Origin of the sequence: Kitasatospora griseola (genome assembly GCF_044999035.1) — a bacterium.
Lineage (GTDB): Bacteria > Actinomycetota > Actinomycetes > Streptomycetales > Streptomycetaceae > Kitasatospora > Kitasatospora griseola.
Genome location: NZ_CP173360.1, coordinates 6,465,512 through 6,491,219 on the forward strand (window position 1 = coordinate 6,465,512; position 25,708 = coordinate 6,491,219).

The 25,708-nt window shown below is 74.1% G+C and carries 25 protein-coding genes; 13 read left to right on the plus strand and 12 right to left on the minus strand.

All coding sequences use genetic code 11. From position 1 onward, the window contains the following. The first annotated feature begins 78 nt into the window (after positions 1–78). The 7 genes from ACI1MP_RS29325 (at position 79) to ACI1MP_RS29355 (ending at position 7,913) form a co-directional block, all read left to right on the plus strand. The gene (locus tag ACI1MP_RS29325; RefSeq protein WP_388000765.1) at positions 79–1,272 is read left to right on the plus strand and encodes a sensor histidine kinase; all 1,194 of its coding nucleotides are present in this window, start codon (positions 79–81) and stop codon (positions 1,270–1,272) included. Then, complete coding sequence (locus ACI1MP_RS29330; protein ID WP_043909044.1) at positions 1,269–1,931, plus strand: response regulator transcription factor; 663 nt, start codon at positions 1,269–1,271, stop codon at positions 1,929–1,931. Before ACI1MP_RS29325 ends, ACI1MP_RS29330 begins: the two co-directional genes overlap by 4 nt. Before the next feature lie 88 nt (positions 1,932–2,019). After that, entirely contained in the window at positions 2,020–2,934 is a 915-nt protein-coding gene (locus tag ACI1MP_RS29335) for an IS982 family transposase (RefSeq protein ID WP_404869839.1), read from the plus strand. Between the two features lie 149 nt (positions 2,935–3,083). Next, entirely contained in the window at positions 3,084–3,356 is a 273-nt protein-coding gene (locus ACI1MP_RS29340) for an SHOCT domain-containing protein (RefSeq protein WP_363477744.1), read from the plus strand. Then, positions 3,353–4,102 carry an ABC transporter ATP-binding protein gene (locus tag ACI1MP_RS29345; RefSeq protein ID WP_404869840.1) on the plus strand — a complete coding sequence of 250 codons (750 nt, stop codon included), beginning with the start codon at positions 3,353–3,355 and terminating at the stop codon, positions 4,100–4,102. The genes ACI1MP_RS29340 and ACI1MP_RS29345 overlap by 4 nt, the downstream gene beginning before the upstream one ends. Next, positions 4,099–6,663 carry an FtsX-like permease family protein gene (locus tag ACI1MP_RS29350; RefSeq protein WP_404869841.1) on the plus strand — a complete coding sequence of 855 codons (2,565 nt, stop codon included), beginning with the start codon at positions 4,099–4,101 and terminating at the stop codon, positions 6,661–6,663. The genes ACI1MP_RS29345 and ACI1MP_RS29350 overlap by 4 nt, the downstream gene beginning before the upstream one ends. A 134-nt stretch (positions 6,664–6,797) precedes the next feature. Further along, positions 6,798–7,913, plus strand: a complete 1,116-nt coding sequence (locus ACI1MP_RS29355; protein WP_404869842.1) for a PLP-dependent cysteine synthase family protein — start codon at positions 6,798–6,800, stop codon at positions 7,911–7,913. Between the two features lie 9 nt (positions 7,914–7,922). On the opposite strand, the gene ACI1MP_RS29360 is transcribed toward ACI1MP_RS29355, so the two are convergent. Next, on the minus strand, positions 7,923–8,348 hold the full coding sequence (locus ACI1MP_RS29360; protein WP_380341450.1) for a DUF4267 domain-containing protein: 426 nt from the start codon (positions 8,346–8,348) through the stop codon (positions 7,923–7,925). Positions 8,349–8,466: 118 nt separating this feature from the next. Between ACI1MP_RS29360 and ACI1MP_RS29365 the strand changes: the two genes are divergently transcribed. The 3 genes from ACI1MP_RS29365 (at position 8,467) to ACI1MP_RS29375 (ending at position 9,845) form a co-directional block, all read left to right on the plus strand. Next, positions 8,467–9,039, plus strand: coding sequence for a TetR/AcrR family transcriptional regulator (locus tag ACI1MP_RS29365; protein WP_380341447.1), 573 nt, complete (start codon positions 8,467–8,469; stop codon positions 9,037–9,039). A 95-nt stretch (positions 9,040–9,134) separates the two neighbouring features. Beyond that, positions 9,135–9,485, plus strand: a complete 351-nt coding sequence (locus ACI1MP_RS29370) for a hypothetical protein (RefSeq protein WP_380341445.1) — start codon at positions 9,135–9,137, stop codon at positions 9,483–9,485. Between the two features lie 90 nt (positions 9,486–9,575). Beyond that, on the plus strand, positions 9,576–9,845 hold the full coding sequence (locus tag ACI1MP_RS29375) for a hypothetical protein (protein WP_404869843.1): 270 nt from the start codon (positions 9,576–9,578) through the stop codon (positions 9,843–9,845). 82 nt (positions 9,846–9,927) lie between these two features. On the opposite strand, the gene ACI1MP_RS29380 is transcribed toward ACI1MP_RS29375, so the two are convergent. Together ACI1MP_RS29380 and ACI1MP_RS29385 are read right to left on the minus strand one after the other, a co-directional pair. After that, positions 9,928–10,647, minus strand: a complete 720-nt coding sequence (locus ACI1MP_RS29380; RefSeq protein WP_404869844.1) for a hypothetical protein — start codon at positions 10,645–10,647, stop codon at positions 9,928–9,930. Then, positions 10,631–11,569, minus strand: a complete 939-nt coding sequence (locus ACI1MP_RS29385) for a LysR substrate-binding domain-containing protein (RefSeq protein WP_404869845.1) — start codon at positions 11,567–11,569, stop codon at positions 10,631–10,633. The genes ACI1MP_RS29380 and ACI1MP_RS29385 overlap by 17 nt, the downstream gene beginning before the upstream one ends. Before the next feature lie 100 nt (positions 11,570–11,669). Here ACI1MP_RS29385 and ACI1MP_RS29390 point away from each other — a divergent pair, with 100 nt between their 5' ends. Genes ACI1MP_RS29390 through ACI1MP_RS29400 form a run of 3 tightly spaced genes read left to right on the plus strand, consistent with a single transcriptional unit; the run spans position 11,670 to position 13,539 of the window. Beyond that, a complete protein-coding gene (locus tag ACI1MP_RS29390) occupies positions 11,670–12,389 on the plus strand; it encodes an SDR family oxidoreductase (RefSeq protein WP_404869846.1) in 720 nt (239 codons plus the stop codon). A 50-nt stretch (positions 12,390–12,439) separates the two neighbouring features. After that, positions 12,440–13,180, plus strand: coding sequence for an SDR family NAD(P)-dependent oxidoreductase (locus tag ACI1MP_RS29395; RefSeq protein WP_404869847.1), 741 nt, complete (start codon positions 12,440–12,442; stop codon positions 13,178–13,180). 8 nt (positions 13,181–13,188) lie between these two features. Continuing rightward, the gene (locus tag ACI1MP_RS29400; protein WP_100589371.1) at positions 13,189–13,539 is read left to right on the plus strand and encodes a MerR family transcriptional regulator; all 351 of its coding nucleotides are present in this window, start codon (positions 13,189–13,191) and stop codon (positions 13,537–13,539) included. Positions 13,540–13,610: 71 nt separating this feature from the next. Here ACI1MP_RS29400 and ACI1MP_RS29405 read toward each other — a convergent pair whose 3' ends face one another. From ACI1MP_RS29405 to ACI1MP_RS29445, 9 genes are all read right to left on the minus strand, one after another. Continuing rightward, a complete protein-coding gene (locus ACI1MP_RS29405; RefSeq protein ID WP_404869848.1) occupies positions 13,611–16,022 on the minus strand; it encodes a right-handed parallel beta-helix repeat-containing protein in 2,412 nt (803 codons plus the stop codon). A 131-nt stretch (positions 16,023–16,153) separates the two neighbouring features. Next, positions 16,154–17,056, minus strand: a complete 903-nt coding sequence (locus tag ACI1MP_RS29410) for an MOSC domain-containing protein (protein WP_404869849.1) — start codon at positions 17,054–17,056, stop codon at positions 16,154–16,156. 174 nt (positions 17,057–17,230) lie between these two features. Continuing rightward, the gene (locus ACI1MP_RS29415; RefSeq protein WP_380341428.1) at positions 17,231–17,842 is read right to left on the minus strand and encodes a DUF6643 family protein; all 612 of its coding nucleotides are present in this window, start codon (positions 17,840–17,842) and stop codon (positions 17,231–17,233) included. Positions 17,843–18,243: 401 nt separating this feature from the next. Continuing rightward, complete coding sequence (gene mscL, locus ACI1MP_RS29420; protein WP_380341425.1) at positions 18,244–18,696, minus strand: large conductance mechanosensitive channel protein MscL; 453 nt, start codon at positions 18,694–18,696, stop codon at positions 18,244–18,246. Between the two features lie 87 nt (positions 18,697–18,783). Then, positions 18,784–19,986 carry a DegT/DnrJ/EryC1/StrS family aminotransferase gene (locus ACI1MP_RS29425; protein WP_404869850.1) on the minus strand — a complete coding sequence of 401 codons (1,203 nt, stop codon included), beginning with the start codon at positions 19,984–19,986 and terminating at the stop codon, positions 18,784–18,786. Further along, a complete protein-coding gene (locus ACI1MP_RS29430; protein WP_404869851.1) occupies positions 19,983–21,497 on the minus strand; it encodes a hypothetical protein in 1,515 nt (504 codons plus the stop codon). Before ACI1MP_RS29430 ends, ACI1MP_RS29425 begins: the two co-directional genes overlap by 4 nt. Further along, entirely contained in the window at positions 21,497–22,531 is a 1,035-nt protein-coding gene (locus ACI1MP_RS29435; protein WP_100589290.1) for a GNAT family N-acetyltransferase, read from the minus strand. The genes ACI1MP_RS29430 and ACI1MP_RS29435 overlap by 1 nt, the downstream gene beginning before the upstream one ends. A 22-nt stretch (positions 22,532–22,553) precedes the next feature. After that, entirely contained in the window at positions 22,554–23,642 is a 1,089-nt protein-coding gene (locus tag ACI1MP_RS29440; protein ID WP_404869852.1) for a glycosyltransferase, read from the minus strand. Beyond that, a complete protein-coding gene (locus ACI1MP_RS29445; protein WP_404869853.1) occupies positions 23,639–25,507 on the minus strand; it encodes a tyrosine-protein kinase family protein in 1,869 nt (622 codons plus the stop codon). Before ACI1MP_RS29445 ends, ACI1MP_RS29440 begins: the two co-directional genes overlap by 4 nt. Positions 25,508–25,708 lie beyond the last annotated feature (201 nt).

The following is a 25,708-nucleotide window of genomic DNA, read 5'->3' on the forward strand; positions in this document are numbered from 1 at the left end:
CGCGTACTGCGGCGGGAGTAGGCGGGTCTGCTCCGCGCGGCCGATGGTGCAGGCCCGGGGCGCGGCTAGCCTTCCGGTATGGGAGACGTGCGGCGGCCGTGGGTGCCCGTCTGGGTACGGGCCGGCAAGGCGGGGTGGCCGGTGGCGGCCGCCGTCGTGGCGACGGTGGTCCAGGTGGTCGGGACGAGTGTGGCCGCCCGGCACCAGGGCGAGCGGGTGCCGCTGGACGCCTGGGGGTACCTGCTGCTGGTGCTCGGCCCGGCGCTGCTGGTCCTGCGGGTGCGGTACCCGGCGTTCACCGTCTCCGCCGTGACGGCGGTGACGGCCGCCTACCTGTGGGCCGGGTACCCGTACGGGCCGGCGTTCGTGGCGCTGGTGGTGGCGTTCTTCTCGGCCGTGCAGCGCGGCCACCGGCGGGCCGCGTGGATCGCCGCCGGCGGCTTCTACCTGCTGCACCTGCTGGTCAGCTACGCGGTGCCGGCGTCCTGGCTGCGGGCCCCGGGCCGGGAGGCGGTGGGCTGGCAGGAGCTGGGCGTCACCGCGTGGCTGCTGCTGATCTTCGTCGGGGCCGAGCTGGCCCGGTTCCGGCGCGAGCAGATCGCCGCCGTGCGGGCCGCCGAGGAGGAGGCCCGGGCGCGCCGCAGCGACGAGGAACGGCTGCGGATGGCACGGGAGTTGCACGACATCCTGGCGCACTCGATCTCGCTGATCCACCTGCAGGCGGGCGTCGCCCTGGAGCTGCTGGACGCCCGGCCCGAACAGGCCAGGGACGCGCTCACCACCATCAAGGCGACCAGCAAGGAGGCACTCGGCGAGGTCCGCCAGGTGCTCGGCACGCTGCGCACCCCCGGGGCCGCCGCGCCGCGCACCCCCGCCCCCGGCCTGGAGCGGCTCGACGAACTGGTCGCGCAGGCCGGCCATGCGGGCCTGGCCGTCACCGTCCGCACCGAGGGCCGGGCCGGGCCGCTCGGCGCGGGCCTCGGGCTGGCCGCGTTCCGGATCGTCCAGGAGGCGCTGACCAACGTGCTGCGGCACTCCACCGCCCGCACCGCCACCGTCGAACTCAGCTGGGAGCCGGACCGGTTGGAGCTGACCGTCACCGACCCCGGGCCGCCCGGCGGCGGGGACGCGGGCGGCAGCGGCACCGGGCTGATCGGCATGCGCGAGCGCGCCGCCGCGTTCGGCGGCACCGTGGACGCCGGCCCCGGCGGCGCGGGCGGCTGGCAGGTCCGGGCCCGGCTGCCGCTCGTCACGAAGGGAGCCGACGCATGATCAGGGTGCTGCTCGCCGACGACCAGCGGCTGGTGCGGGCCGGTTTCCGGGCCCTGCTGGACGCCCAGGCCGACCTGGAGGTGGTCGGCGAGGCCGACGACGGCGAACAGGCCGTCGCCCGGGCCGCCGAACTGCGCCCCGACGTGGTGCTGATGGACATCCGGATGCCCCGCCTGGACGGCCTCGCCGCGACCCGCCGGATCTGCGCCGACCCCGCACTGGCGGACGTGCGGGTGGTCGTGCTGACCACCTTCGAACTCGACGAGTACGTCTTCGAGGCGCTGCGGGCCGGCGCCGCGGGCTTCCTGGTCAAGGACACCGAACCCGGCGACCTGCTGCGCGCCGTCCGGGTCGCCGCCGCCGGCGACGCCCTGCTCTCCCCGGGCGTCACCCGCCGCCTGATCGGCGAGTTCGCCGCCCGCTCCAAGGAGCCGTCCACCACCCGGCTGGACGTCCTCACCGAGCGCGAGCGCGAAGTCCTCGCGCTGGTCGGCCTCGGCCTCACCAACGAGGACATCGCCCGCCGCCTGGTGGTCAGCCCGCTCACCGCGAAGACCCACGTCAGCCGCACCATGGTCAAACTCGGCGTCCGCGACCGCGCCCAACTCGTCGTCGCCGCCTACGAATCGGGCCTGGTCCGGCCCGGCTGGCTGGGCTAGGGCGCGGCTGTCGGACACGCCCTAGATGATTGATGCCAAGGGCTCGCTGGCGTGCATGAAATGACGCGAGGGAGTCCAAAGGTCGGTTGTGACGCCTGACCTGGACTCCCTCGCGACCGCACTCTACGTGAAGACCGACGACCTGCTGAAGGAATCGCCCCATCTGGCGCCGTGGCGACCCGAGATCGGGATCGCGCCCCGGCTCAGCGATGCCGAACTGGTCACCCTGGCGGTGATGCAGGCCCTGCTCGGCTTCACCTCCGAGCGCCGCTGGATCCGTTACGCCACCGCCCGCCTGCGGCACCTGTTCCCGTACCTGCCCGGGCAGTCCGGCTACAACCGGCGCCTGCGCAAGGCCGCCGGCCTGATCGCCCGCGTCAACCGCCTGGTCGCGATCGACACCTCGCTGTGGACCGACAGCGTGTGGGTCGTCGACTCCACCCCGGTGGAATGTGGGCGCTCACGCGAGACCGCCAAGCGCTCCGACCTGGCCGGATGGGCCGAGTACGGCTACTGCGCCAGCCACTCCCGCTACTTCTGGGGTCTGCGCCTGCATCTGGTGTGCACCCTGCACGGCCTGCCCGTCGCGTTCGCGCTGACCGGCGCGAAGGCCGACGAGCGCCAGACCCTGCTCGGCATCCTCCACGCCGAACCCGACCTGGCCGGTTCCCGACCGGGCCAGACCCTGATCGGCGACCGGCACTACTACGGCCGCGCCTTCGAACACGAACTCGCCGAGTGGGGCGTCCACCTGCTCCGCCCGGCCCGCAAGGGCGAACCCGAGCGGGCCGGAGCCAGGCTGTTCAAGCTGCTGCGGCAGATCATCGAGTCGGTCAACCAGACGTTCAAGGCCCAACTCGACCTCGAACGCCACCAGGGCCGCACGCCGGCCGGGGTGATGGTCCGTGTCCTGCAACGCATCCTCGCACTGACCTCGGCGATCTGGCACAACGACCGGACCGGTCAGCCCGTCATGCGCTCGCTGACCGCCTACGACCACTAACCCTTCGCATCATTCATCTAGTACGGCGGGAGTAGCGGGAGAGCCGCCCGGTGGGGGACGCGGCGGGGGCGGGGCCGGCGGGACGGTGGAGGAGTGGGCGGGAGCGGGATCGGTCCGGCCCCCTTCGAATCCCGAGGAGATGAGTTCCGATGGTCGAACTGCTGGCCGATGGATACGGGCACTGGCCCGGGCCGTGGGTGCTGGTGTTCCCGTTCTTCTGGCTGCTGGTCGTGGTGCTGGTGGTGCTGGTGCTGCGCCGGGCGGTGTGGCGGCGCCGCGGCTGGTGCGGCGGCCACGCCGAGCACGCCCCGCTGGCGGTGCTCGGACGGCGCTACGCGCAGGGCGAGATCGACGCCGACGAGTACCGGGAGCGCCGCGCCGTCCTGACCGAGGCCCAGGACACGCCCGGGGTGAAGCGATGAGCGCCGCGGCCCGGGTCGAGAAGGCCGTGAAGGAGTACGGCGTGGGGGACACCCGGGTCCGGGCCCTGGACGAGGTGAGCGTCGAGTTCGCCGCCGCGCGGTTCACCGCCGTGATGGGCCCCTCCGGCTCCGGGAAGTCCACCCTGATGCACTGCGCGGCCGGGCTCGACACCCTCAGCGACGGCCGGGCCTGGCTCGGCGACACCGAGCTGTCCGCCCTCGGCGACCGGGAGCTGACGCTGCTGCGCCGGGAGCGGATCGGCTTCGTGTTCCAGGCGTTCAACCTGGTGCCGACCCTGACGGTGCGGGAGAACATCACCCTGCCGCTCGACCTCGGCGGCACCGCCCCCGACCCCGAATGGCTGGACACCCTGATCGAGGTGGTCGGCCTCCGGGACCGCCTGCACCACCGCCCAAGCCAGCTCTCCGGCGGCCAGCAGCAGCGCGTCGCCGTCGCCCGGGCCCTCGCCGGACGCCCCCAGGTGGTGTTCGCCGACGAGCCCACCGGCAACCTGGACTCCCGCAGCGGCGGCGAAGTCCTCGGCCTGCTGCGCTCCGCCGTCGACACCATGCACCAGTCGGTGGTGATGGTCACCCACGACCCGGCCGCCGCCGCGTACGCCGACACCGTGCTGTTCCTCGCCGACGGCCGCCTCGTCGACACCATGCAGGAACCCACCGCCGAACGGGTGCTGGACCGGATGAAGGCCTTCGACGGCCGCCGCACCCGGGCGGGCGCCCGGTGAACGCGAGCGTGCGGCTCGGGGCGCGCTCCCTGCTCGCCCACCGGCGCCGACTGGTCGGCACCGTGCTGTCGATCGTCCTCGGCGTCGCCTTCCTGACCGGCACCATGGTGCTCGGCGACACCCTGCGCGCCAACTTCGACACCCTGTTCGCCGACGCCAACGCCGGCACCGACGCCGTGGTCCGCAGCGCCGACGCGATCGCCGACCCGGGCGTCCCCGGCGGTGTCCGCGCCCCGCTCGACGACGCGCTGACCGCGAAGCTGCGCGCCGTGCCCGGCGTCGGCGCAGCCGAAGGCTCCGTCCAGGGCGCCGGCCAGCTCATCGGCGCCGACGGCCGACCGATCGGCGGCCAGGGCCCGCCCACCTGGGCCGGCAACTGGATCACGGACCCGAAGCTCAACCCGTACCGGCTCGCCGAAGGCCGCGCCCCCGCCGCCCCCGGCGAAGCCGTGATCAACCGCGGTGCCGCCCGGACCGGCAAGCTGCACGTCGGCGACACCACCGTGCTGCGCACCCCCGACCCGGTGCGGATCACCGTCGTCGGCATCGCCACCTTCGGCGCCGACGCCGACGGCATGGGCCCCAGCACCTTCACCGCGCTCACCCTCGCCGACGCCCAGGCCCACCTGACACCCCACGGCAGCGGCCAGGTCTCCACCGTCCGGCTGCGCTCCGACAGCCTCAGTCAGCGTCAACTGGTGGAACGCGTACGACCGTTGCTGCCGAGCGGCGTCGAGGCGCTGACCGGTGCGGACGCCACCGCGCAGTCCACCGCCGACGTCTCCGGGCGCTTCCTCGGACTGTTCACCACCCTGCTGCTGGTGTTCGCCGGCATCGCGCTGCTGGTCGCCACCTTCACCATCCACAACACCTTCGCCATCGTCACCGCCCAGCGCACCCGCGAGAACGCCCTGCTGCGCGCCCTCGGCGCGAGCCGCCGCCAGGTGCTCGGCACCACCCTCGGCGAAGCCCTCGCCATCGGGCTGCTGGCCTCCGCGCTCGGCCTGCTCGGCGGCTTCGGCGTCGCCGCCGGCCTCAAGGCGCTGTTCGCGGCGATCGGCTTCACCCTGCCCACCGGCGGCACCGTGATCAAGGCCGCCACCATCGTCCTGCCGCTGCTGGTCGGCACCCTGGTGGCGGCCGGCTCCGCACTCGCCCCCGCGCTGCGCGCCGCCCGCACCGCCCCGCTCGCCGCGCTGCGCGACACCGCCGTGGACGAGGCGGCCAGTGGCCGGAGCGCCCTGCTGCGCGGCGCGCTCGGCGCGCTGCTGGTGGCCGGCGGACTGCCCGCCGTGATCGTCGGCGCGACCCGCGGGCCGTCGCTGGCGCTGACCGTCGGCGGCGCGCTCGCCCTGCTGCTGGGCACCGTGGTGCTCGGGCCGGTCGCCGCCGCCACCGCCGTCCGGGTGCTCGGCGCGCCGCTGGCCCGGCTGCGCGGCGTCACCGGTGCGCTGGCCCGCCGCAACGCCGCCCGCAACCCCGGGCGGACCGCCGCCACCGCCGGCGCGCTGATGGTCGGCGTCGCCGTGGTCACCCTGTTCACCGTGTTCGGCGCGTCCGTGCAGGCCACCCTGGACGACACCGTCTCCCGGTCCTTCGCCGGCGACCTCGCCGTCACCGCCCCCGCCGCCGGGGCCGGCGGCAGCGGCGTCTCCCCGAAGCTCGCGCCGGCGCTGGCGGCGCTGCCGGAGGTCCGCGCCGCCGCCGGGCTCGGCCGGGGCGTGGCCCAAGTGGACGGCCACGGAAAGCAGTTGGACGTCGCCGACCCCGGGCAGCTGGCGCAGGTCACCGACCTCGGGCGGGTCGACGGCTCGCTGGCCGATCTCGGCGCCGACGGCCTGGCCGTCTCCCGCACCGAGGCCGCCGCCCGCGGCTGGCAGCTCGGCACCGTCGTCCCGATGCGGTTCGCCGACGGCCCCGCCGCCTTCACCGTCCGCGCCCTGTACCGCGGCGGCGGCGTCACCGGCGACTACCTGATCAGCCGCCAGGCCTGGCAGCCGCACCGCGTCCAGGACTCCGACGGCCTGGTCGCCGTCGCCCTGAAGCCCGGCGTGAGCCTGGCTGCCGGCAAGGCCGCGATCGCCCGGGTGGCCGACGCCTACGGCAACCCGCAGGTGCAGACCCGCGCCGAGTACGCCGAGAGCTCCGCCTCCGGCGTCGACATGATGCTCTCCGTGGTCTACGCGCTGCTCGCGCTCGCCGTGCTGATCGCCCTGCTCGGCATCGCCAACACGCTCACCCTGGCCGTCCACGAACGCATCCGCGAACTGGGCCTGCTGCGCGCCGTCGGCCAGACCCGGGCGCAGCTGCGGGCCATGGTGCGCTGGGAGTCGGTGCTGGTCGCCGCGTTCGGCACGGTCGGCGGGCTGGCGCTCGGCGCGCTGCTCGGCTGGGCGCTGACCCGGGCCGCGGACAGTGCCGGCACCGGCTCGTTCGCGCTGCCCGCCGGGCGGCTGGCGATCGTCGCGCTGGTCGGCCTGGCGGCCGGGGCGCTGGCCGGGCTGCGACCGGCCGCCCGGGCGGCCCGGCTGGACATCCTGGGTGCGGTGGCCGCCGCCTGACGACGGGTCGGATCGCGCTCCGGGACCCGGGCCCCGGCTTCCCATAAGCGGAAGCTGGGGCCCGGGTAACCGTCACTTATCGTAGTCGCCTGTTACAGTGGGTGGAGATCCGGTGGATGCGAGGAGAGTGCGCGATGACCGTTGCGAGTGTGCCGACTCTGGACGTGGACCGGTCCGACCCCGAGTACCGGGCCTGGCTGAAGGAGGCCGTGCGGCGCGTCCAGGCGGACGCCAACCGCTCCGCCGACACCCACCTGCTGCGCTTCCCGCTGCCCGCCGAGTGGGGCATCGACCTGTACCTGAAGGACGAGTCCACCCACCCCACCGGCAGCCTCAAGCACCGGCTGGCCCGCTCGCTGTTCCTGTACGGCCTGTGCAACGGCTGGATCCGCCCCGGCAAGCCCGTCATCGAGGCGTCCAGCGGCTCCACCGCCGTCTCCGAGGCGTACTTCGCACAGCTGATCGGCGTCCCGTTCATCGCCGTGATGGCCCGCTCCACCAGCCAGGCCAAGATCGAACTGATCGAGTTCCACGGCGGCCGATGTCACCTGGTCGACAACGCCTGCGAGGTGTACGAGGCCGCGACCCGGCTGGCCGCCGAGACCGGCGGGCACTACATGGACCAGTTCACCTACGCCGAGCGGGCCACCGACTGGCGCGGCAACAACAACATCGCCGAGTCGGTCTTCGCGCAGCTCCGGCTGGAGCCCCACCCCGAGCCGGCCTGGATCGTCGCCACCGCCGGCACCGGCGGCACCTCCGCGACCATCGCCCGGTACGTCCACTACATGCAGCACGACACCCGGATCTGCGTCGCCGACCCGGAGAACTCCTGCTTCTTCGACGGCTGGGTGCACCGCGACCCCGACGCCACCTGCCCCACCTCCTCCCGGATCGAGGGCATCGGCCGCCCCCGGATGGAGCCGTCCTTCGTCCCCGGGGCGATCGACCGGATGATGCGCGTCCCCGACGCCGCGTCCATCGCCGCCGTCCACCTGCTGGAGGCCGTCCTCGGCAAGAAGGCCGGCGCCTCCACCGGCACCGGCCTGTACAGCGCGCTCAAGCTGGTCGCCGAGATGCGCGCCGCCGGCCGCACCGGCAGCGTCGTCACGCTGATCTGCGACCCCGGCGACCGCTACCTCGACAAGTACTACTCCGACGAGTGGCTCGCCGACGAGCACATCGACCCGCGGCCGCACCGCGCCGCCCTGGAGGCGTTCCTCGCGGGCGGCGACTGGGCGGACGGCTGAGCGGCTTCGTCAGTTCTTCGCCTCGCGGTGCTCGGTGAGCACCAGGGCGGCGACGGCGATCATGACGGCGGCCGTCGCGAAGTGGATCGTGAACGCCGTCAGGGCGCTGCCGTGGTGGGTCAGGATGGTGGTCGCGTCGCCGATCGGGACGAGCGCCGTGACCAGCATCGCCCAGCCCGAGGCCCGGCGGTGCCCGAGCAGCAGCAGCGCCAGCGGGACGAGGCCGGAGACCACGTCGCGGATGCCCTTGGTGATCAGGAACATCGCCGCGTCGCCGTGCGGCCACGCCGGGAGACCGAAGCTCGGGGCGGTGGACTCCGGGGCGAGGATGTAGCTGAGGCCGAACCAGAGCGGGAACAGGCCGAGCAGCACCGTGCCGACGGTGGCGAGACGGACCCTTGCGCTGCTGGTGGCCGCTTGTGCGGTGACGGACATGGTGGTTCCCCCTGGCGTGTGAAGTGGGCTGCACCGCCTGTTGGTTAGCGACGCTAGCGGCATGAGCAACGCTAGACCGACGGCCCGTCAGTTGTCTAGCGCTGCTAGGATTTCGGGCATGGCCATCAAGGAACGCCGGGCGCGCGAACGCGCCGAACGGGAACAGCTGATCGTCCGGGCCGCCCGCGAACTCGCCGAGACCGAGGGCTGGGACGCCGTCACCACCCGCCGACTCGCCGAACGCATCGAGTACAGCCAGCCCGTCCTGTACAGCCACTTCGCCGGGAAGGACGCGATCGTCGCCGCCGTCGCGGTCGAGGGCTGCGCCGAACTCGCCGTCCAACTCCGCGCCGCAGCAATCGAGTTGGACGACCCGCGGGCCGCGTTCGCCGCCGTCGCCCGCGCGTACCTGGCGTTCGCCGCCGCCAACCCCGCGCTCTACGACGCCATCTTCACCATGGCCAACCCGCTGCCCTTCGGCACCCCCTACGCCCCCGCCACCCTGCACGAGGCCTTCGCCGCCATCGCCGACCCCGCCACCGCGAGCGCCACCGCCGCCGGCCTCGACCCCGCCGGCTACACCGAACTCGCCTGGTCCGCCCTGCACGGCATGGCCACCCTCGCCCGCGGCGGCCGACTCCGCCCCGAACTCGACTCCAGCCGCATGGCGGCCTTCACCGCCGTCTTCTGACACCCCGTCCGGTGGTGCAACCGGCCCGGCGCTCCGCCCGTCCGAGAGGGGGACGGGCGGGCGCGACAGGCGCGGCCCCGAGGAGGAGAGCCACCGTGAACCTGTTGGGACGTCCCGCCACCGCGACCTTCGGCGCAGTCCTCGCCGCCGCCGCCACCTTGGCCAGCACCAAGATCGTCGCCAACAACTGGATGGGCTGCGACACCCACCTCGAACCCGGCAGCCTCTTCGCCCTCAACGCCCTCCTCCCCATCTCCTTCGTCCTCGTCGCCCTCGGCGGCGCCTTCACCGGAAGCCTCACCCGCTGGACCGGCCTGCGCACCCGCCTCGCCGAGGACCCCGAATTCATCCGCCTCCTCGCCGTCGTCGCCGGCATCGTCCTCACCGCCGTCACCCTCACCCTCCTCCTCGCCGGCCCGACCCCGACCTGCCCGCCGGCGCCGTAGGCGAGATGAACGGGCATGCACGACAGGCTTGATGACGACGCGTCAGGGCTAGGCTTGCCGTTCACTGTCGCATCGACGGACGGGGCACACATGGGCCGCACCTGGAACGTCGACCTGTCCGCACCGTTCGCCGAGCGCCTGGGGAAGCCGGCCGCCGAGCTGGGCCTCTCCGACGGCCGCGACGAATGCCCGGACATCTGGCGACTCGCCAACGGCGACATCGCCGTCATCGGAACGGACGCGACCGAGGCCTACCGCGACCGCCTCCCCGAAGGCGTCCGGATCGGCGAGGGAGAACGCCTGGTCGTCCTCCCCGGCGCGATGCTCGCGGCGGCGAAGCCGGACATCCCGGACGCCTGAGCGTCGTACGTCGGCGCTGAAACCCGACGGCAGGTGTCGAAGCCCCGGATCTCGAGTGAAGTACTCGCGACCCGGGGTTTCGTCAGCTGTTCGGAGTGTGCTTGTTGATGCCAAGATCGGCGCGCACCTGCGGCGGCAGTTCTTCCGGGCGGAATCTCACCCAGCCGTCGATCGCGGGAATGTCAGCAGTGAAGTCCAGAGTGCCCCGATCCTTGGCGGCGAACTGGACGCGCTTCGCCCCTTCGATGTGCGAACTGGGCCACCTGCCGCTGTGGGCGGGTGAAATGATGCCGATCACGTGCTCTCCGAGGAAGATTCGTTCCCCCGGATACGACTTCCATGGGGTGAACGCGATCTCGATCATTGAGGACAGTGCGCCGTGGGCGAGATCATCTTCGATGACAGCATGAGCCGAGTGGAACCTCGGGTCGTCCGCAATGGTCTTGACGAAGTGGTGCTTCAAGGCCGTTGGCAGGTCTTCCGGCAAGGCGGACCAATCCGGGCTGTCCCAACTCGCCTCGTGGACGGTGTCGGGCCGGCTGCCCCTGAGGGCCAGCGCCATGTCGAAGTCCGGGTCGGACAGGAAGATTTTCATGCGTGGATCTTCCCGATCGGGTCGGAGGTTTCGGAATGCCCGTGGCGCGTCGTAGCGCCACATTGTTCGTGACGCCGCCGCAAATGCTCGTTTCGCATCGTCCGGAAGCCAGGCGATTTCGGTGGGAAGCGGGGAACTCGGCTCGGATTCCCTGCCGTACCAGTCGATCAGGAGCTGTTGCAGATCGATTTCAGTCGGCGCAATCAATTTGAGTCGTCCTTCCTGCGGAGCTTTGCGGATTGCCGGCGGTGAGGCGGGTGTGGGTGGCGAGGATTTCGGTGAAGGTGGTGGTGAGGTGGTCGGGGCGGGTGCGGGTGTAGGCGGCGAGGGGGCGGTGGATCGGGGGGTGGGGGTGGAGGACGGCGGCGTCGAGGGTGGGGGGGAGGATGGTGGCGGGGACGAGGGCGGGGCCGAGGCCGGCGGCGGCGAGCATGGGGGCGGCGGCGGTCTGTTCGGTGCGGACGGCGGGGTGGGGGAGGAAGCCGGCGCGGGCGCAGGACTGGTCGAGGAGTTCGGCGAGGCCGTGGCCGGGGGCGTAGTGGACCCAGGCGCGGTCGGCGAGGGCGGACAGGGGGAGGGCGCCGTCCGGAGGGTTGGCGAGGGGGTCGTCGGAGGGGAGGACGAGGGCGAACTCCTCGACGCCCAACTCCCGTACGGGGCCGTCCCAGTCGGTGGGGACCGGGCCGATGGCGAGGTCCGCGCCGCCGGCGGCCATCGCGGCGCGCAGCAGGTCCGCGTGCGGGTACTCACGCAGGCGGATGCGGACGGTGGGGTACCGGCGGCGCCAGGCGCGCAGGACCGGCGGGAGGATGCCGAGGGCGATGGAGTGGACGGTGGCGACCTCGAGTTCGCCGTCCTCCAGGCCTGCGGTGCGGCGGGCCGCGGCGTGCAGGCGCTGGGCGTCGGCGAGGACGGCGCGGGCGTGCGGGAGGACGGCCCGGCCGAGCGGGGTGGGGCGGACGGCGCGGGGGAGGCGTTCGAGGAGGGGGCCGCCGAGGGCGGACTCCAGGGCCCGGACCTGGTGGGAGAGGGCGGGCTGGGTGACGTGCAGCTGTTCGGCGGCCCGGGTGAAGGAGCCGGTGTCGACGACGGTGACCAGGTACTCGAGCTGCCGGAGCGTTGCTGCCATGCACACAGTTTATGGCTGGAGTGAAGAACAAGCCTTGGACCTATCACCGCAGGCCGAGCAGGGTGGAGGGAGTACCGCTCGAACTGACAGGAGCCCTCGAATGTCCGAATCTCTCGCAGGCCGCCGCGTCGTCGTGGTCGGCGCCGGATCGCGCACCGGCCGACTGCTCGCGCACGCCGCCTCCGCCGCCGGGGCCGAGCTGGTGCTCGCCGGGCCCGATCCGCGGAAGCTGGAGTGGACGGCGGGCGAGCTGACCGGCCCGTCCACCGTGGTGCCCGTCGACCTGACCGAGGAGGCGTCGATCGAGGCGCTGGCGGCCCGGGCCGGGCGGGTCGACCACCTGGTGTCGACGGCCGGGATGCCCGCCAACGGGCCGTTGAAGGACCTGCAACTCGCCGACATCCGGCGGGCGTTCGACGCGAAGGTGATCGGTCCGCTGCTGCTCGCCAAGCACCTCGCGGAGCAGTTCGCCGGCGGCGGCTCGATGACCTTCTTCTCCGGCGTCGCCGCCTGGCGCCCCGCGCCCGCCCGCACCGTGATGGCCACCACCAACGGGGCGCTGGCGTTCCTGGTGCAGGCCCTCGCCGTGGAACTCGCCCCGCTGCGGGTCAACGCCGTCTCCCCGGGCATCGTCGACACCGGCTCCTGGGACGGCCTCGGCGCGGGCAAGGAGGAGTTCCTGCGGCAGGTCGCCGCCCGCAACCCCGCCCGCCGGGTCGGCAGCCCCGAGGACCTGGTCAAGGCCGTCCTGTACGCGATCGACAACCCGTACGTCACCGGCACCGTCCTGCACGTCGACGGCGGCGGCCGGCTCGCCTGAACGCCCGTGCTTGACCCTGCCGTTGGCGGCAGGGTCGGACGATCTGCGGCATGACACCTGAGGAGCGGATCGTCCTGGTCACCGGGGCGGGCAGCGGTATCGGACGGGCGACGGCGCAGGCCTTCGCGGGGCAGGGGGCGCGGGTGGTCGCGGTCGGGCGGGGAAGGACGGCGCTGGAGGCAACGGCCGCAGGGCACAGGGCAGTTGACGTGCTGGTCGGGGACGTCGCCGCGCCCGGCGGGCCGGAGCGGATCGCCGCGGCGGTGGGTGAGCGGTACGGCCGGCTGGACGTGCTGGTCAACAACGCGGGGGTGGTGCGCAGCGCGCCGCTCGGGGAGCTGCGGCGGGACGCGGTCGAGGAGCAGCTGGCGACCAATCTGGTCGGGCCCGCGCTGCTCACCGGAAGCGCCCTGCCGTTGCTGGTCGCCGCGCGGGGCGTGGTGGTGAACGTCAGCACGGCGATCGGGCAGCGCGGCTGGCCGGGCAGTTCGGTGTACGCGGCGACGAAGGCCGGGCTGGAGTCGCTCACCCGCAGTTGGGCGGTCGAACTCGCGCCGCAGGGCGTGCGGGTGGTGGCCGTCGCGCCGGGGGCGGTCGAGACGCCGATCGTGCGTGGGCTGACGCCGGATCGGCTGGCCGCGCTGCGGGCCTGGCAGGTGGCGCACACCCCGGTGGGGCGGATCGGGCGGCCGGCGGAGGTGGCCTGGGCGATCACCCGACTCGCCGAGCCGGTGGCGTCGTTCGTCACCGGGGTGGTGCTGCCGGTGGACGGCGGGGCCGTGGTGGCATGATCGGGCGGGTGCGGATCGGTGAACTGGCCGCCGCGACCGGTGCCACGGCCCGGGCGCTGCGGCACTACGAGCAGGCGGGGCTGATCAGTTCGGGGCGCGCCGCCAACGGCTACCGGGTGTACGCCGCGGGCGCGGCCGTCCGGGTCCGCAACATCCGCGCCCTGCTGGCCGCCGGGCTCACCCTCGACGACGTGCAGGTGTTCCTGCCGTGCCTGGACGGCGACCTGACCAGCGGCCCGCCGTCCGGGCAGGCGCTGGCCGTCGCCCGGGAACGCCTCGCCGTGCTGGACCGCCGGATCGCCGCCCAGACCGCGCTGCGCGACCGCCTGGCGGCCACACTCGCGCCGTACCGCAACTGACGCACCGTCAGCACAGCTGCGGACCCCACCAGGTCGGCGGGGCCGGAGGCCGGCCGGTCGGGGACGGGGACTCAGGCCGGCAGGTCGGCGGGGACCAGGAGTTGCAGGTCCTCGGTGGTCGGGTCGGCGAGCTGGGCGACCCGGGAGGCGTGGCGTTCGATCATGCTCTCGAAGACCTGGCGGGCGGTGCGGCCGTTGCCGAAGCCCACGCCCCGGTCGAGGGTGGTGAAGTGGGCGTGCAGGGCGGTCTCGGTGGCCGGGTCGAGGTGGTACTCGTGCTCGGTGGCCTGCGAGCGGGCGATGTCGAGCAGCTCGTCGGCGGTGTAGTCGGGGAAGGTGACGGTCCGGGAGAACCGGGAGGACAGGCCTGGGTTGGCGGCGAGGAAGCGCTCCATCTCCGCGGTGTAGCCCGCCACGATGATCACCACCTCGTCGCGGTGGTCCTCCATCAGCTTCACCAGGGTGTCGATCGCCTCCCGGCCGAAGTCCCGCCCGCCGTCCTCGGGGGCCAGCGCGTACGCCTCGTCGATGAACAGCACCCCGCCGCGCGCCTTGTCGAACGCGGCGGCGGTGCGGATCGCGGTGGAGCCGATGTGCTCCCCGACCAGGTCCAGCCGGGCCACCTCGACCAGGTGGCCGCGCTGCAGGACGCCGAGGGAGGCCAGGATCTCGCCGTACAGGCGGGCGACGGTGGTCTTGCCGGTGCCGGGGGAGCCCGTGAAGACCAGGTGCCGGCGCGGGGAGGGGGCCTTCAGACCGGCCCGCTGGCGGGCCCGGCCGACCGAGATCAGGTCGATCAGCGTCCGCACCTCCTGCTTGACCGTCGCCAGGCCCACCAGGGAGTCCAGCTCGGCCAGCGCCACCTCCGGCGGGCGGCAGTCCGGGATGGGGGCGATCACCGCCGGTGCGGGAAGAGCAGCGGAGGCGGAGGTCAGAACGGCGGGAGCGAGGGAGGCCAACGGGGGAGCGGCCGGTTCGGCCGGACGCGGGGCGGGCAGCGGCGCGGCGTCGTCCGAGGTGCAGCCCTCGGCGACCGGGCCCGGCTCGGAGAACTCGAACCCGGCCCGGGCATTGCGCTCCGCCCGGCAGCGCACCAGCTTCGTCCGGCAGCCGTCGATCACGTGGAAGCCGAACCCGCCGCCCTGCGACACCCGCACGGTGTCGAACTCGCCGCGCCCCTGCGCCGACACGTACACCCCGGCCTCGCTCGCGCCGCGCACCGTGCACTCGCGCAGCACCGGGTCCGCGCCCTTGGTGACGATCACCCCGGTGGCGACGTCCGCGATCTCGCAGTCCGTCAGCAGGCCGCCCGAGCCGTGGTCGCGGAACCACAGGCCGGTGCCCGCGCCCTGGATCCGGCAGCCCGACAGGTCCGCGCTCGCCCCGCCCGAGACCGAGACCGCGGAGGAGCGGATCGCGGTGAACGAGCAGTCGCGGGCCGCGGCCGACGAGCCCTGGTCGAGGACGAACAGCGCGTCGGGCAGGTCGTCGAGCGAGCAGTCGGCGAGCTCCAGGGCCGCGCCGTCGCTCACCCACAGCGCCGGGTAGTCGCCCTGCGCGGAGTGGAACCGGCAGCTCTCCGCCAGCACCTTCGTCCCGCCGTCCCACACCGACAGCGCGCCCCGGCCGAAGCCGTGCATCGTCACCTGCCGCAACGTCAGCTTCGCGCCGCCGCGCAGATCGGCCGCGTTCTCCGGCACCTCGTGCACCCGGCAGGAGGACAGCTCCAGCTCCGCCCCGGTGTCCAGGCTCAGCCCGTTGCCGGACACCCGGTGCACCGTGCAGTCCGTCAACCGGCCCACCGCCTGCGCCTCGGCCTGCACGCCCGAGCCGCGCACCTCGTACAGCTCGCAGCCCGTCAGCTCCGCCAGCGACCCGGGATCGGCCAGCAGCAGACCCGCGCCGCCCGCGTGGTGCACCTTCAGCCGCTCCGCGCGCAGCCGCGAACCCGACAGCACCGCCACACCGCTCTGCCCCGCCGCCGAGACCTCGCAGTCCGCCAACTCGGCCTGCGCCTGAGCCCGCAGACGGATGCCCAGACCGGACGGGTTCTCCACCGTGCAGTTGACCAGCTGCGCCCGGACGCCGTCCGCGAGCTCCACCCCCACCGCGGAGGAGGTCTCGATCCGGCAGTCCACCAGCGCCGCGCCGTCCGCGCCCGCCAGCAGCACCGCCGGGGCGGAGCGGTCGGAGCCCGCGACCGTCAGGCCGCGGATCGTCGCGCCCGCCGTCACCGTCAGTGCCGTGCCCCCGCGCACCGCGCTCTCCGGCGGCGAGATCCGCACACTGCCCGGACCCTTCTCCGCGACCAGCGTCACCGGCTTGTCGACCAGCACCGCCTCGTGGAACGTCCCCGCCCGGACCGTCAGGGTGTCACCCGGTTCGGCCACCTCCAGGGCCTCGCGGAGCGTCGTGTACTCCCCGCTGCGCCGCCGCCACCGGGAGGCGCTGTCCTGCGTGACCCGGACCCTGAGCTCACCCATGACGATCTGTCATCCCCGCCTTCGTCGAGTGCGTGCGAGACGCTGCGCGATGACCCCCACCGTAGCGCGAGAGGCCGACCGGACCGTCGCCCGGTTCAACGAACGAGCCGGGGGGTGGTTCCGGGTGCCCGTCAGCGGCGGTCCGGCTGCGGGGCCTCCACCGTCTCCAGGACCTCCACCTCGTCGCCGACCGTCAGCGTTCCCAGCACCTCGGCGGCGGGAGCGGGGCGGACCGGGACCAGGTTCTGGCCGAACACCAGCTTCTGGCCGAACCGGTGGTGCCGGCCCAGCGCGCGCAGCGGCTCCGGGCCGCGGCGCTCACCGGTCTCCTGGTCGGTGGTGGTCACCACGCAGCGGGCGCACGGCTTCACCACCCGGAACTCCAGCCCGCCGACCCGGACCCGCCGCCAGCCGTCCTCCGCCCACGGCTCGGTGCCGGCCACCACCAGGTTCGGGCGGAACCGCTCCATCGGCAGCGCCGCGCCCTTCCGCTCGTCGCCCGGGTGGTCCTCGGCGATCCGGGCGTTCAGCTCGACCAGCGAGGCGGTGGTGGTGAGCAGCAGCGGGTAGCCGTCCGCCATCGACACCGTCTCGTCCGGGCCCGCGTACTTCGGATTGATCGGCCGGCTGACCTCCGGGCGGTCCAGGTGCACCAGCCGCACCTCGCCGAGCTTCGCGGGCAGGTGCTCGGCCAGCCACCCGGAGGTGTCCTTCGGGGCGGTGGCGGCGGAGAAGTGCGTGCCGAAGACCGAGACCGTCGCCTCGGGCGCGCCGCCGGCGAGCGTCGGCACCGCGAGCGTGTGGGTGGAACCGTCCGGGGCGGTCAGCGAGAGTGACGTGCCGTCAGCGGACGGGACGGGGCGGAACCGGCCGATCGAAGGCTCGTCCCGCTGAGTGACGGCGACGCCCTCCGCGTCCACCAGCATCCAACGACGGTCGCCGGCCAGACCCCAGGGGTGCACGTCGGCGGACGGCGGGCTGAGGCGGTACATGGACTTGACGGGGTACAGGTGGAGGGAGTGCAGGCTCGGCATGCGGCCCATCCTGCCAGAGGCCGTCGCGGGCGGACTTCACCGGCGTTCCCGTGCCCCCACGTGCAGTTCCGCGGGGGAGAGACAGTTCCCCGCGGCCCTGTGGCGGGCCGCGGGGAACCGGGGTGGAGATGTGAGACCTTGCCCCCGTGGGGAGGGGAGTTGCGATCGATCCGGTCAGCCCGCCTGGGGGTACTGGCGGTACTGGGGGTACTGCTGCGGCGGGTTGGGCTGGGCCGGGCGCAGGGTGTTGCCGCCGAAGGACTGGTCGGCGAAGGACTGCTGCTGGCCGACCGGCTGGGCGCCGAACTGCTGGCCGCCGAACTGCTGCGGGGCGAAGCCCTGCGGCGCGGTGGCGAAGGAGTTCGCCGGGGCGGCCGGGTACGCCTGGGCGGGCTGCGGGTAGGCCGGGGCCACCGGGCGCTGGCCGGGCATGAACGGCTGCGGCGGCACGGGCGCGGCGGCGTAGCCGGGCTGCACCGGGATGTGCGGCGCGGGCACCGGGCTGCTGCTCGGGCCGGGGCCGAGGGCGAGGCGGGCCGGCGGCAGGGCGGGCAGGTTCGACGCCGGGGAGTCGAAGCCGGTGCCGAGGCCGCCGGTGCCGAACCCGTCGGTGAGGCCACTGCCGTAGGCGGCGGACCAGGTGGGGGCCGAGTGGGCCGGGGGCACGTTGATGGGCGCGATCTGCGGGATGCCCCGCTCTGCGACCAGGCTGTCGTAGATGGGCGTGCCGGAGGAGAAGGACGGAGAGGGGTAGCCGACTCCGTCGTAGGAGCGGGGCGAGGTCATGGGGCATACCGTAAGCCCACAGCAGGCCTGCTGAGGAGAGCGGGAGGGCCCGGACTTCAACAGTTTACAGAGTCTTCGCGGGCTCAAATCGGACAATCCCGGAGCTAGTTGGGCGAACAGTCGGATCATTTCGGCCATCCCCGACGTATGGTCCGTGGGCGATCCGCCGGTCGGAAAGGTGTAAAAGGTTCACCTGGGGGCGGGGAAAGGGCCAGTAAAGGTTCTGTTAATGCCGTCGGCCGGATCTCACCGGATCCCACCGGGCGGACCAGGGCCGGAGGGGCCGGCCGCCGGTGGGCGGGGCGTCGGCGGGGCGTCGGGTTCCGGACAGGCGCCGGCCCGGGCGGCGGGCGCCGTCCGGGCCGGGTGGTGCGGGTGGTGCGAGTGGTGCGGATGGTCGCTCAGCGGGTGACGGCCGGGGCGGTGGCCTGGGCCGGGAAGCCCGGGCGGCCGGCCAGTTCGCTGGTGCAGTGCGCGCAGCGGGTGGCGGCGGCCGGGACGGTGCTGAGGCACTCGGGGCAGTCGACCTTGGCCACCGGGGCGTCCTTGACCGGATTGAAGCGGTTCTGCAGCCGGGCGACCGGCAGCACGACGGCGAAGTAGATGACGGCCGCGACCAGCACGAAGCTGATCAGTGCCTGGAGGAAGGCGCCGTACGGGAAGGTGACGTCGGCGACGGTGAACGTCTCCTTGCTGAAGTCGCCGACGGCGCCGGAGGCGACGCCGACCAGCGGGGTCAGGAAGGCTGCGACGAAACCGGTGACGACGGCGGTGAACGCGGCGCCGATGACGATGCCGACCGCGAGGTCGACCACGTTGCCGCGCAGCAGGAAGCTGCGGAATCCCTTGAACATGTCCGCCATCCTGACGGGCCAACCTCCCGGCGGTCCAACCGAGTTCACCTGATCCGACTAATCGCCGAACCGTCTTGCGAGGCTCGCTCAGACGTCGCGCAGGACGGTCCGTGCCTCGGGCGCGAAGGACTGGACGCGCACCACCGCGTCGGCGACCCGGCGGACGGTGGCGGCGTTCATGTGCGACCACAGCGGGACGGTCAGCACGGAGTCGGCGAGCCGGTCGGTGCGCGGCAGCTGCGCCGCCTGCCCGAGGTGGGCGTAGGCGCGCTGCCGGTGCACGGGCGGGTGGAAGTAGCGGCGGGTGTCGATGCCCTCGGCCTTGAGCGCGGCGGCCAGCTGACGGCTGCTCAGGCCGAAGTCGTCGGCGTCGAGGATCAGGGTGAGGTCCTTGAAGGTGGAGGTGTCGCCGTCCTCCGGCAGGGCCAGCCGCAGGCCGGGCAGGCCGGCGGTGGCGCGGGCGAACTCGGCGACCAGGGCGCCGCGGTGGGCGACCCGCTCGGGCAGGCCGGCCAGCCAGGTCAGGCCGACGGCGGCGTGCAGTTCGCTCATCCGGGCGTTCAGGCCGGGGAAGAGCGTGTCGTAGTCGCCGGGGTTGCCGTAGTCGCGGGCGGTGCGCAGGGTGGCGGCGAGCGCCGCGTCGCGGGTGGCGACCAGGCCGCCCTCGCCGGCCACCGCGACCTTGGTCGGGCTCATCGAGAACACCTCGGCCAGGCCGAAGTTGCCGATCGGCACACCGCGGCGGGCCGAGCCGAGGCCGTGCGCGGCGTCGTACACCAGCGGCAGGCCGGCCGCGTCGGCGATCCGCTGGAGCTCCTCGGTCTGGCAGGGCGTCCCGTACACGTGGGTGGCCATCAGCGCGGCGGGCGCGTCGGCGGCCTTCAGCCGGGCCTCGGCGTCCGCCGGGTCCAGGGTGATGTCCTGTTCGCGGGCCTCGGCGAACAGCGGGGCGCCGCCGGCCCAGTGCGCGGCGTGCGCGGTGGCGGAGAAGGTGAAGCCGGGCATCAGCACCGGGCGGCGGCCGCCCACCCCGGTGGCCTGCAGCACCAGCATCAGGCCGGCCGTGCAGTTCGACACCGCCACCACGTGCGGAACGCCGAGCAACTCGGCGGCTTCGTCCTCCAGTTGGCGGACAGTGGGTCCGTTGGTGAGCATCCCCGAGTCGAGCACCTCGGCGAGCCGGCCGAGCAGCCGTTCGCGGTCGGGCACCCGGACGCGGGTCAGCGGCAGGCCGTCGGGGAAGGCGGGCGCGCCGTCGAGGACGGCGGGGCGCAACTGGTCGGTCGTCATGTGGTCGATCCCCCCTGGGTTCGGTACGGGTCCGGTGCGCCGACGGCGACCGGAGGTTCGGGCCCCGGGCCGCCGCCCCACTGGCCGGGCTGCACCCGCCACACGGGCGGGCGGCGGCGGCGCGGCACCCGGCCGGCGGCGGCCGGCCGGGGGATCGCCAGCAGCACCAGGACCAGCGGCAGCACCTGCACCCGCTCGCGGGACAGGATGCCCATGTTGTTGATGGTGGAGAACGCCCAGCAGAACAGCAGGGTGTACACCACCGTGAAGGCGACGTACGAGCGCTGGACGAACAGCTTGGGAATGCGGGCCAGTTGCGGCCAGGCCCGGACGAACATCACCAGCAGCGCGAAGCACTCCACCGACTGGATCAGGTTCTGGATGTTCGACGCCTCGAACGGGAACGGCCGGAACAGCACGCTGATCACCGACACCGGCAGCCGGGCCGGGTTCAGGCTGAACGCGGGCGCCGGGTCCTCCGCGGTCGAGGCGTTGATCACCGAGGAGCCCTGCGAGGTGCGCCGCGAGGTCTCCGACAGCACCTGGTTGACGGCGTCCCCGCCGGTGCCGCTGGTGCCGAAGAAGGTCGACACCTGCTGCAGCATCAGCATCACGCCGACGCCCAGCACCGCCACCGTCAGCACGGTGCGCAGCGGCCCCAGCGCGGACACCTGCTGCGGCCGCTTGCGCAGCACGTAGGCGACGGTCAGCCCGGCGCCCGCGAGCACCGTGACGTGCGGGCGGACCATCGCGGTGCCCAGCGAGCCCAGCGCGATGCACACGAACGCGCCGAAGCGGCGGTCCAGCAGCCGGGCCACGCCGTACGTGGTCAGGCCCAGGCAGAACATCATCCAGGCGTCCTTGCCGATGCTGGACGGCCAGAACAGCAGCGAGGGCAGGAAGAACACCAGTTTCGCGTAGCGCCGCGAATCGGCCTCCGGGAAGGCGATCTGCAGGGCCCGCCAGAAGAACAGCAGCCCCCAGAAGCCCAGCCAGGAGAACACCAGGAACCCGCCGACCAGGGTCGGCCCGGTGACCGCGTAGACCACCCCGGTGACGATGATGACGAACCCGGTGCCGGCGACCTTCATGCCCAGGTCGTAGTGCAGCCCGCCGAGCAGGTCGGCGGTGGTCAGGTACTGGGCGAGGTCGGAGCCCTTCTGGTCGTACATCTTGGCGTCCGCCGCGCCGCCGTACAGCACGAACGCCATCAGGTAGCGCGGGAACGCGCAGGCCAGCTTGGCGCCCATCGCCACGATCAGCAGCTTGAACACGCCCCGCTCGGGGTTGTTCGCCGCCACCCGGGCCAGGATCGGCGTGCCGATCGCCATCAGCGCCGGCGCGACCAGCAGCGCCCCCCAGGTGTCGTACGAGGTGTGCACCATCGCCAGCACGAACACCGAGACGTAGGCCATCACCAGCGCCCAGGCCAGCGCGGTCGGCCGGCCGCGCCGGGCCGCCTCCCGCAGCCGGGGCGGCCACGGGCGTGCCGCGGGCTGCACCGCGGGCATCAGAAGACCTCCAGGTCGCCGAGGCTGAACCGCCAGTCGGCGAGGGTGCGTTCGGCGGGCAGCGGCCCGGTCGGGGTGCGGGCGGCCAGCACCATGCCGGTGCGCGGCGCCGTCAGGCAGCCCGCCCGCAGGCCTGCCGACGCCGCCTCGGTGCCCGGCGCCAGGTGGGTCGCCGCGTGGTCGCAGCCGGCGGCGGCCGCGTCCCGCAGCAGCCGGCCGGCCGCGGCCCGGTCGCCGGGGCGGACGATCAGCTCGGCCAGGGTGAACTCGGCCAGCGGGCCGCGCCGCCGCGGCCGGCCGAACGCCAGCCCGACCAGCTCGCCGCCGCGCTCCACCGTCACCACCCGGTAGTCCAGGCCCGGCGCGGCCCCGTACCGCCAGGCCAGGTACTCGGCGGTGCGCACCGTGTGCAGCCGCGTCTCGGCCGCGTCCGCCAGCGCCCGCTCCGCCAGCAGCTCCCGCAGCCGGGGGTCCGGGAAGGCGAACCAGTCGGCGGCGGTGGGCAGTTCGCAGCGCGGCGGCCCCGACGGGCCCGGTCGGCGGGCCAGCGCGGCCCGGGCGCCCCGGGCGAACGACATCGGCCGGGCCACCCGCAGTGCCACCGGCACCCGGCCCAACTCCCGCCAGCCCATCCTCAGATACCCCGGCAGGCTGTTGCCGTTCGGCGTGTTGAACACCAACTCGGCCTCGCCGGCCACCTGTTCGAGCAGCTCCAGGGTGAGCCGGCGGAAGATCCCGCGGCCCTGGAAGTCCGGGTGCGTCGCGGTGTCCACCGGCCGCACCGCCGCCACCTCCCGGCCGCCCGCGCCCCGCCACGACCAGCGCAGGAACAGCCGCACCCCCACCGGCCGCCCGTCCGCCGCCAGCGCCACCAGGCCCGGGCTGGCGCCGAACGGGTTCGCCCGGTGCTTCCAGTCGAAGAACTCGGCGCTGCGCCGCCCCGTCGGGCCGCCCGCCAGCGAAGCCGTCAGCAGCTCCAGGACCGCCGGCACGTCCGCCGACTCCAGCCGGCGGTACGTCAGTTCACCGCTCACGTCGTGCTCGTCCCCTCCGGACTCAGCGTGCCAGCACCCGCGCGTAGACCCGCTCGATCGCCCGCTGCGCGCCCGCCACGTCGAAGACCTTCGACCGCTCCCGGGCGGCCGCGCCCATCCGCTTCCGCAGCCCCGGATCGGCCGCCAACCCGTCGAGCGCGGCGGCCAGTTCGGCCGGGTCGCCGGGCGGCACCAGCCGGCCCTCGACGCCGTCGTCCAGCACCTCGGGCATGCCGCCGACCCTGGTCACCACCGACGGCAGGCCGGTGGTCATCGCCTCCATCAGCGCCACCGGCAGGCCCTCCTGGCGCGAGCTCAGGCAGAACACGTCCCAGCCCGGCAGCAGCGCCGGCACGTCCCCCCGGGAGCCCGCGAACAGCACGCCGTCGCCCGCCAGTTCGCGCAGCCGTGCCTCCAGCGGGCCCGCGCCGACCAGCACCAGCCGGGCGTCCGGACGGGTACGGCGCAGCAGCGCGAACGCGGTCAGCAGCGCCGCCTGGTCCTTCTTCGCCGTCAGGTTGCCGACCGTGCCGATCACCAACGCGTCCTCGGGCAGGCCGAGTTCGGAGCGGGCCGCGCGGCGGGCGGCCGGGCCCGCCGGGGCGTCGCCCAGGTCGGGGCCGTGGTGCACCACCGTCAGCCACCCGTCGTCCGGCCGGCGGCGGCCGATGCCCGCCGCCACCGCGTGCGAGACGGCGATCACCGCGTCGTTGCGCCGGTAGGTGAGGGCGTTGGCCCAGCGGGTCGGCAGGCGGTAGCGCTCCCACAGGTTGTGCTCGGTGTGCACGAGCTTCCGACGGCCCGCCAGCAGCCGGGCGGCGACCGCCGGCACCGGCATGTGGGTGTGCACCAGGTCGAAGCGGCGCTCGGCGAGCAGCGCCCGCAGCCGCAGCGGCCAGCGCCTCCCCGGCGCGGCGCCCAGGCAGTGGACCGGGACGTCGGCCGCGCGCAGCGCCGGGACCAGCGCGTCCTTCTGCGGCAGCACGTACGCCACCTCGACCGCGAACCGCGAACGGTCCACGTGGCGTGCGCAGTTGACCAGCAGCTGCTCCGCGCCGCCCCGACCCAGGCCCTTGGCCAGCCAGAGCACCCGGGCCGGCCCGCCCGTCACCGGTCCTCGCCCAGGCGCAGCTGCAGCGTGGTCTCCACCGGCTCCTCCGGCGGCAGTTCGGCCGGCCGGCGGCCCCAACTCGTCGCCCCGTCCCGGCGGTCCGGCGCCTCGCCGTACCCGGGTGCGGCCGGCCGCGGATCGGCCGGCCGCTGGTGCTCGCCCGGTCGGCGCTGCGGCTCCACCCGGGGCGCCGGCTCGGTGCGGCGCTGCGGCTCGGGGACGGACGGAGTGCTCTTCGCCGCGGGCGCGGCCTTCGCGGGGGAGCCTTTCGCGGGGGAGCCCTTCGCGGGCGGGCGGCCCGGCCGCAGGGTCCGCTTGCGCCGCCCCGTGGTGCCCTCCGCGCCCAGCAGCGCCACGCCCGCCACCGGCACCCCGGTGCGGGCCAGCAGCTCGGAGACCCGGTCCGCCTCCTCCGGGCGGAGGTTGCCCGCCATCACCGTCACCAGCACCGCGTCCGCGTGCTGCACCAGGTCGTAGGCGTCGTTGGCGTGCAGCAGCGGCGAGGAGTCGATCAGCACCACGTCCGCGTGCCGGCGGGCCAGCTTCAGCACCTCCCCGGCGCGCAGGACCAGCGCCGCCGGGTACGCGGTGGTGTTGCCGCCGGTGATCAGGGCCACGCCCGGCACGTTGGTGCGGCGGATCAGGTCCACCGGGTCCGGCAGCTGCTCGCCCGACAGCAGCTCCGCCATGCCCGGGCCGTCGCCCACCCCGAGGTGGCCGCGCAGGCCCGGTTGACGGAAGTCGCAGTCCAGCACCAGCACCTGACGGCCCGTCTCGGCGAGCGTCGCCGCCAGGTTCGCCACCGTGGTGGTCCGCCCGTCGCCCGAGCGCCCCGACATCACCAGCACCACCGGCGCCGGCTCGGCGGCCCGCCGGGCCCGCCGGTCGTCCGGGTCCAGGCCGCCCTGGCCGAGCTGCGCCGACAGCGCGCGCGGCCCGGTGAGCAGCAGCGTGGAGCGCAGCGAACGGTACGCCTCGGTCGCCGGGTCCTCCGGGCGGGCCGTCACCAGCGGTTCGCGCAGCCGGCGCAGCCGCCGCGACAGCAGCGGGATCTCGCCGATCACCGGCAGGTTGAACGCCTCCTCGGCGCCGTCGCGGGTGCGCAGCCGGGTGTCCATCCGGGACAGCATCAGCGCCGCCACCACGCCCAGCGCCAGGCCCAGCACCACCGCCAGCGCGAGCCGGACGCTGCGGGTGGGCGAGGTCAGCAGGTTGCCGCCGAGCTCCTTCGCGTCGATCGAGCCCCACTGCTGGATCGCGTCGGTCTGGCTGTAGTTCTGGAGGTCGGCGATGGCGCCGAGGGTCTTGGTCAGCGCCGCCGTCGCGGTGGACAGCTGGGGCTGGAGCTTGGCCTGATCGGTCGTGTTGGCCCGGCTGAACTGCTTCTGGAGGTCGTCGAGTTGCTGCTGCTGGGTGTCGGCCTGGGCGCGCAGCCGCTTGATCGACTCGTCGGCGCTCTTCTTCGACTCCTGGCTGTAGCCGGTGATGGTGGCCTCCGACAGCGCCGCCGCCAGGTCCGCACAGGACTGCTGGGTCGGGCCGGTGGTGGTGAACACCAGCATCTGGGTGGAGGCGGCCGCGACCGTGCGGCGCGCCGACAGGCTCGCGACGTCCGTGATGTGCAGCTTCTGCGCGGCCGCCGTGGTCACCGCCGAGCCCTGCGCGTACGACAGCACCTGGTCGGCCCGGACGGTGTCCGCCGCGCCCGCGACGGGAGTGATCGCCACCTTGCACTGCCACTTGCCGTTGTCCACCGCGTCACCGGCCGGCGTCAGCACGAACCCGACGATCAGCGCGGCGACGGTGCAGCCGGCCAGCAGCCGCCAGTACCGCCGCAGAACGGTGAACAGATTTGCCGGTTCCACCGGTTGGTTCCCCTCGCCTCGTCCCGACGCCCGCGCCGACCCGCCCCACGGACGGTGTTCCACGGCTGCGGCCACGCGCAGTTGGACGGTCCCCCCAGACCACATCCCCGGTGAACGATGCTTCCCGGCCCGGACCTGCGACGCAAGCGCTTTGGCGATTCCGGTACCAAGCTGTGGACGTATTCCGGACGCCTGCACACA

Coding starts and splice junctions, on each gene's coding strand:
- ACI1MP_RS29325 (WP_388000765.1), top strand. CDS start 79: ATGGGAGACGTGCGGCGGCCGTGGGTGCCCGTCTGGGTACGGGCCGGC.
- ACI1MP_RS29330 (WP_043909044.1), top strand. CDS start 1,269: ATGATCAGGGTGCTGCTCGCCGACGACCAGCGGCTGGTGCGGGCCGGT.
- ACI1MP_RS29340 (WP_363477744.1), top strand. CDS start 3,084: ATGGTCGAACTGCTGGCCGATGGATACGGGCACTGGCCCGGGCCGTGG.
- ACI1MP_RS29345 (WP_404869840.1), top strand. CDS start 3,353: ATGAGCGCCGCGGCCCGGGTCGAGAAGGCCGTGAAGGAGTACGGCGTG.
- ACI1MP_RS29355 (WP_404869842.1), top strand. CDS start 6,798: ATGACCGTTGCGAGTGTGCCGACTCTGGACGTGGACCGGTCCGACCCC.
- ACI1MP_RS29360 (WP_380341450.1), bottom strand. CDS start 8,348: ATGTCCGTCACCGCACAAGCGGCCACCAGCAGCGCAAGGGTCCGTCTC.
- ACI1MP_RS29365 (WP_380341447.1), top strand. CDS start 8,467: ATGGCCATCAAGGAACGCCGGGCGCGCGAACGCGCCGAACGGGAACAG.
- ACI1MP_RS29375 (WP_404869843.1), top strand. CDS start 9,576: ATGGGCCGCACCTGGAACGTCGACCTGTCCGCACCGTTCGCCGAGCGC.
- ACI1MP_RS29385 (WP_404869845.1), bottom strand. CDS start 11,569: ATGGCAGCAACGCTCCGGCAGCTCGAGTACCTGGTCACCGTCGTCGAC.
- ACI1MP_RS29390 (WP_404869846.1), top strand. CDS start 11,670: ATGTCCGAATCTCTCGCAGGCCGCCGCGTCGTCGTGGTCGGCGCCGGA.
- ACI1MP_RS29395 (WP_404869847.1), top strand. CDS start 12,440: ATGACACCTGAGGAGCGGATCGTCCTGGTCACCGGGGCGGGCAGCGGT.
- ACI1MP_RS29405 (WP_404869848.1), bottom strand. CDS start 16,022: ATGGGTGAGCTCAGGGTCCGGGTCACGCAGGACAGCGCCTCCCGGTGG.
- ACI1MP_RS29410 (WP_404869849.1), bottom strand. CDS start 17,056: ATGCCGAGCCTGCACTCCCTCCACCTGTACCCCGTCAAGTCCATGTAC.
- ACI1MP_RS29415 (WP_380341428.1), bottom strand. CDS start 17,842: ATGACCTCGCCCCGCTCCTACGACGGAGTCGGCTACCCCTCTCCGTCC.
- mscL (WP_380341425.1), bottom strand. CDS start 18,696: ATGTTCAAGGGATTCCGCAGCTTCCTGCTGCGCGGCAACGTGGTCGAC.
- ACI1MP_RS29425 (WP_404869850.1), bottom strand. CDS start 19,986: ATGACGACCGACCAGTTGCGCCCCGCCGTCCTCGACGGCGCGCCCGCC.
- ACI1MP_RS29430 (WP_404869851.1), bottom strand. CDS start 21,497: ATGCCCGCGGTGCAGCCCGCGGCACGCCCGTGGCCGCCCCGGCTGCGG.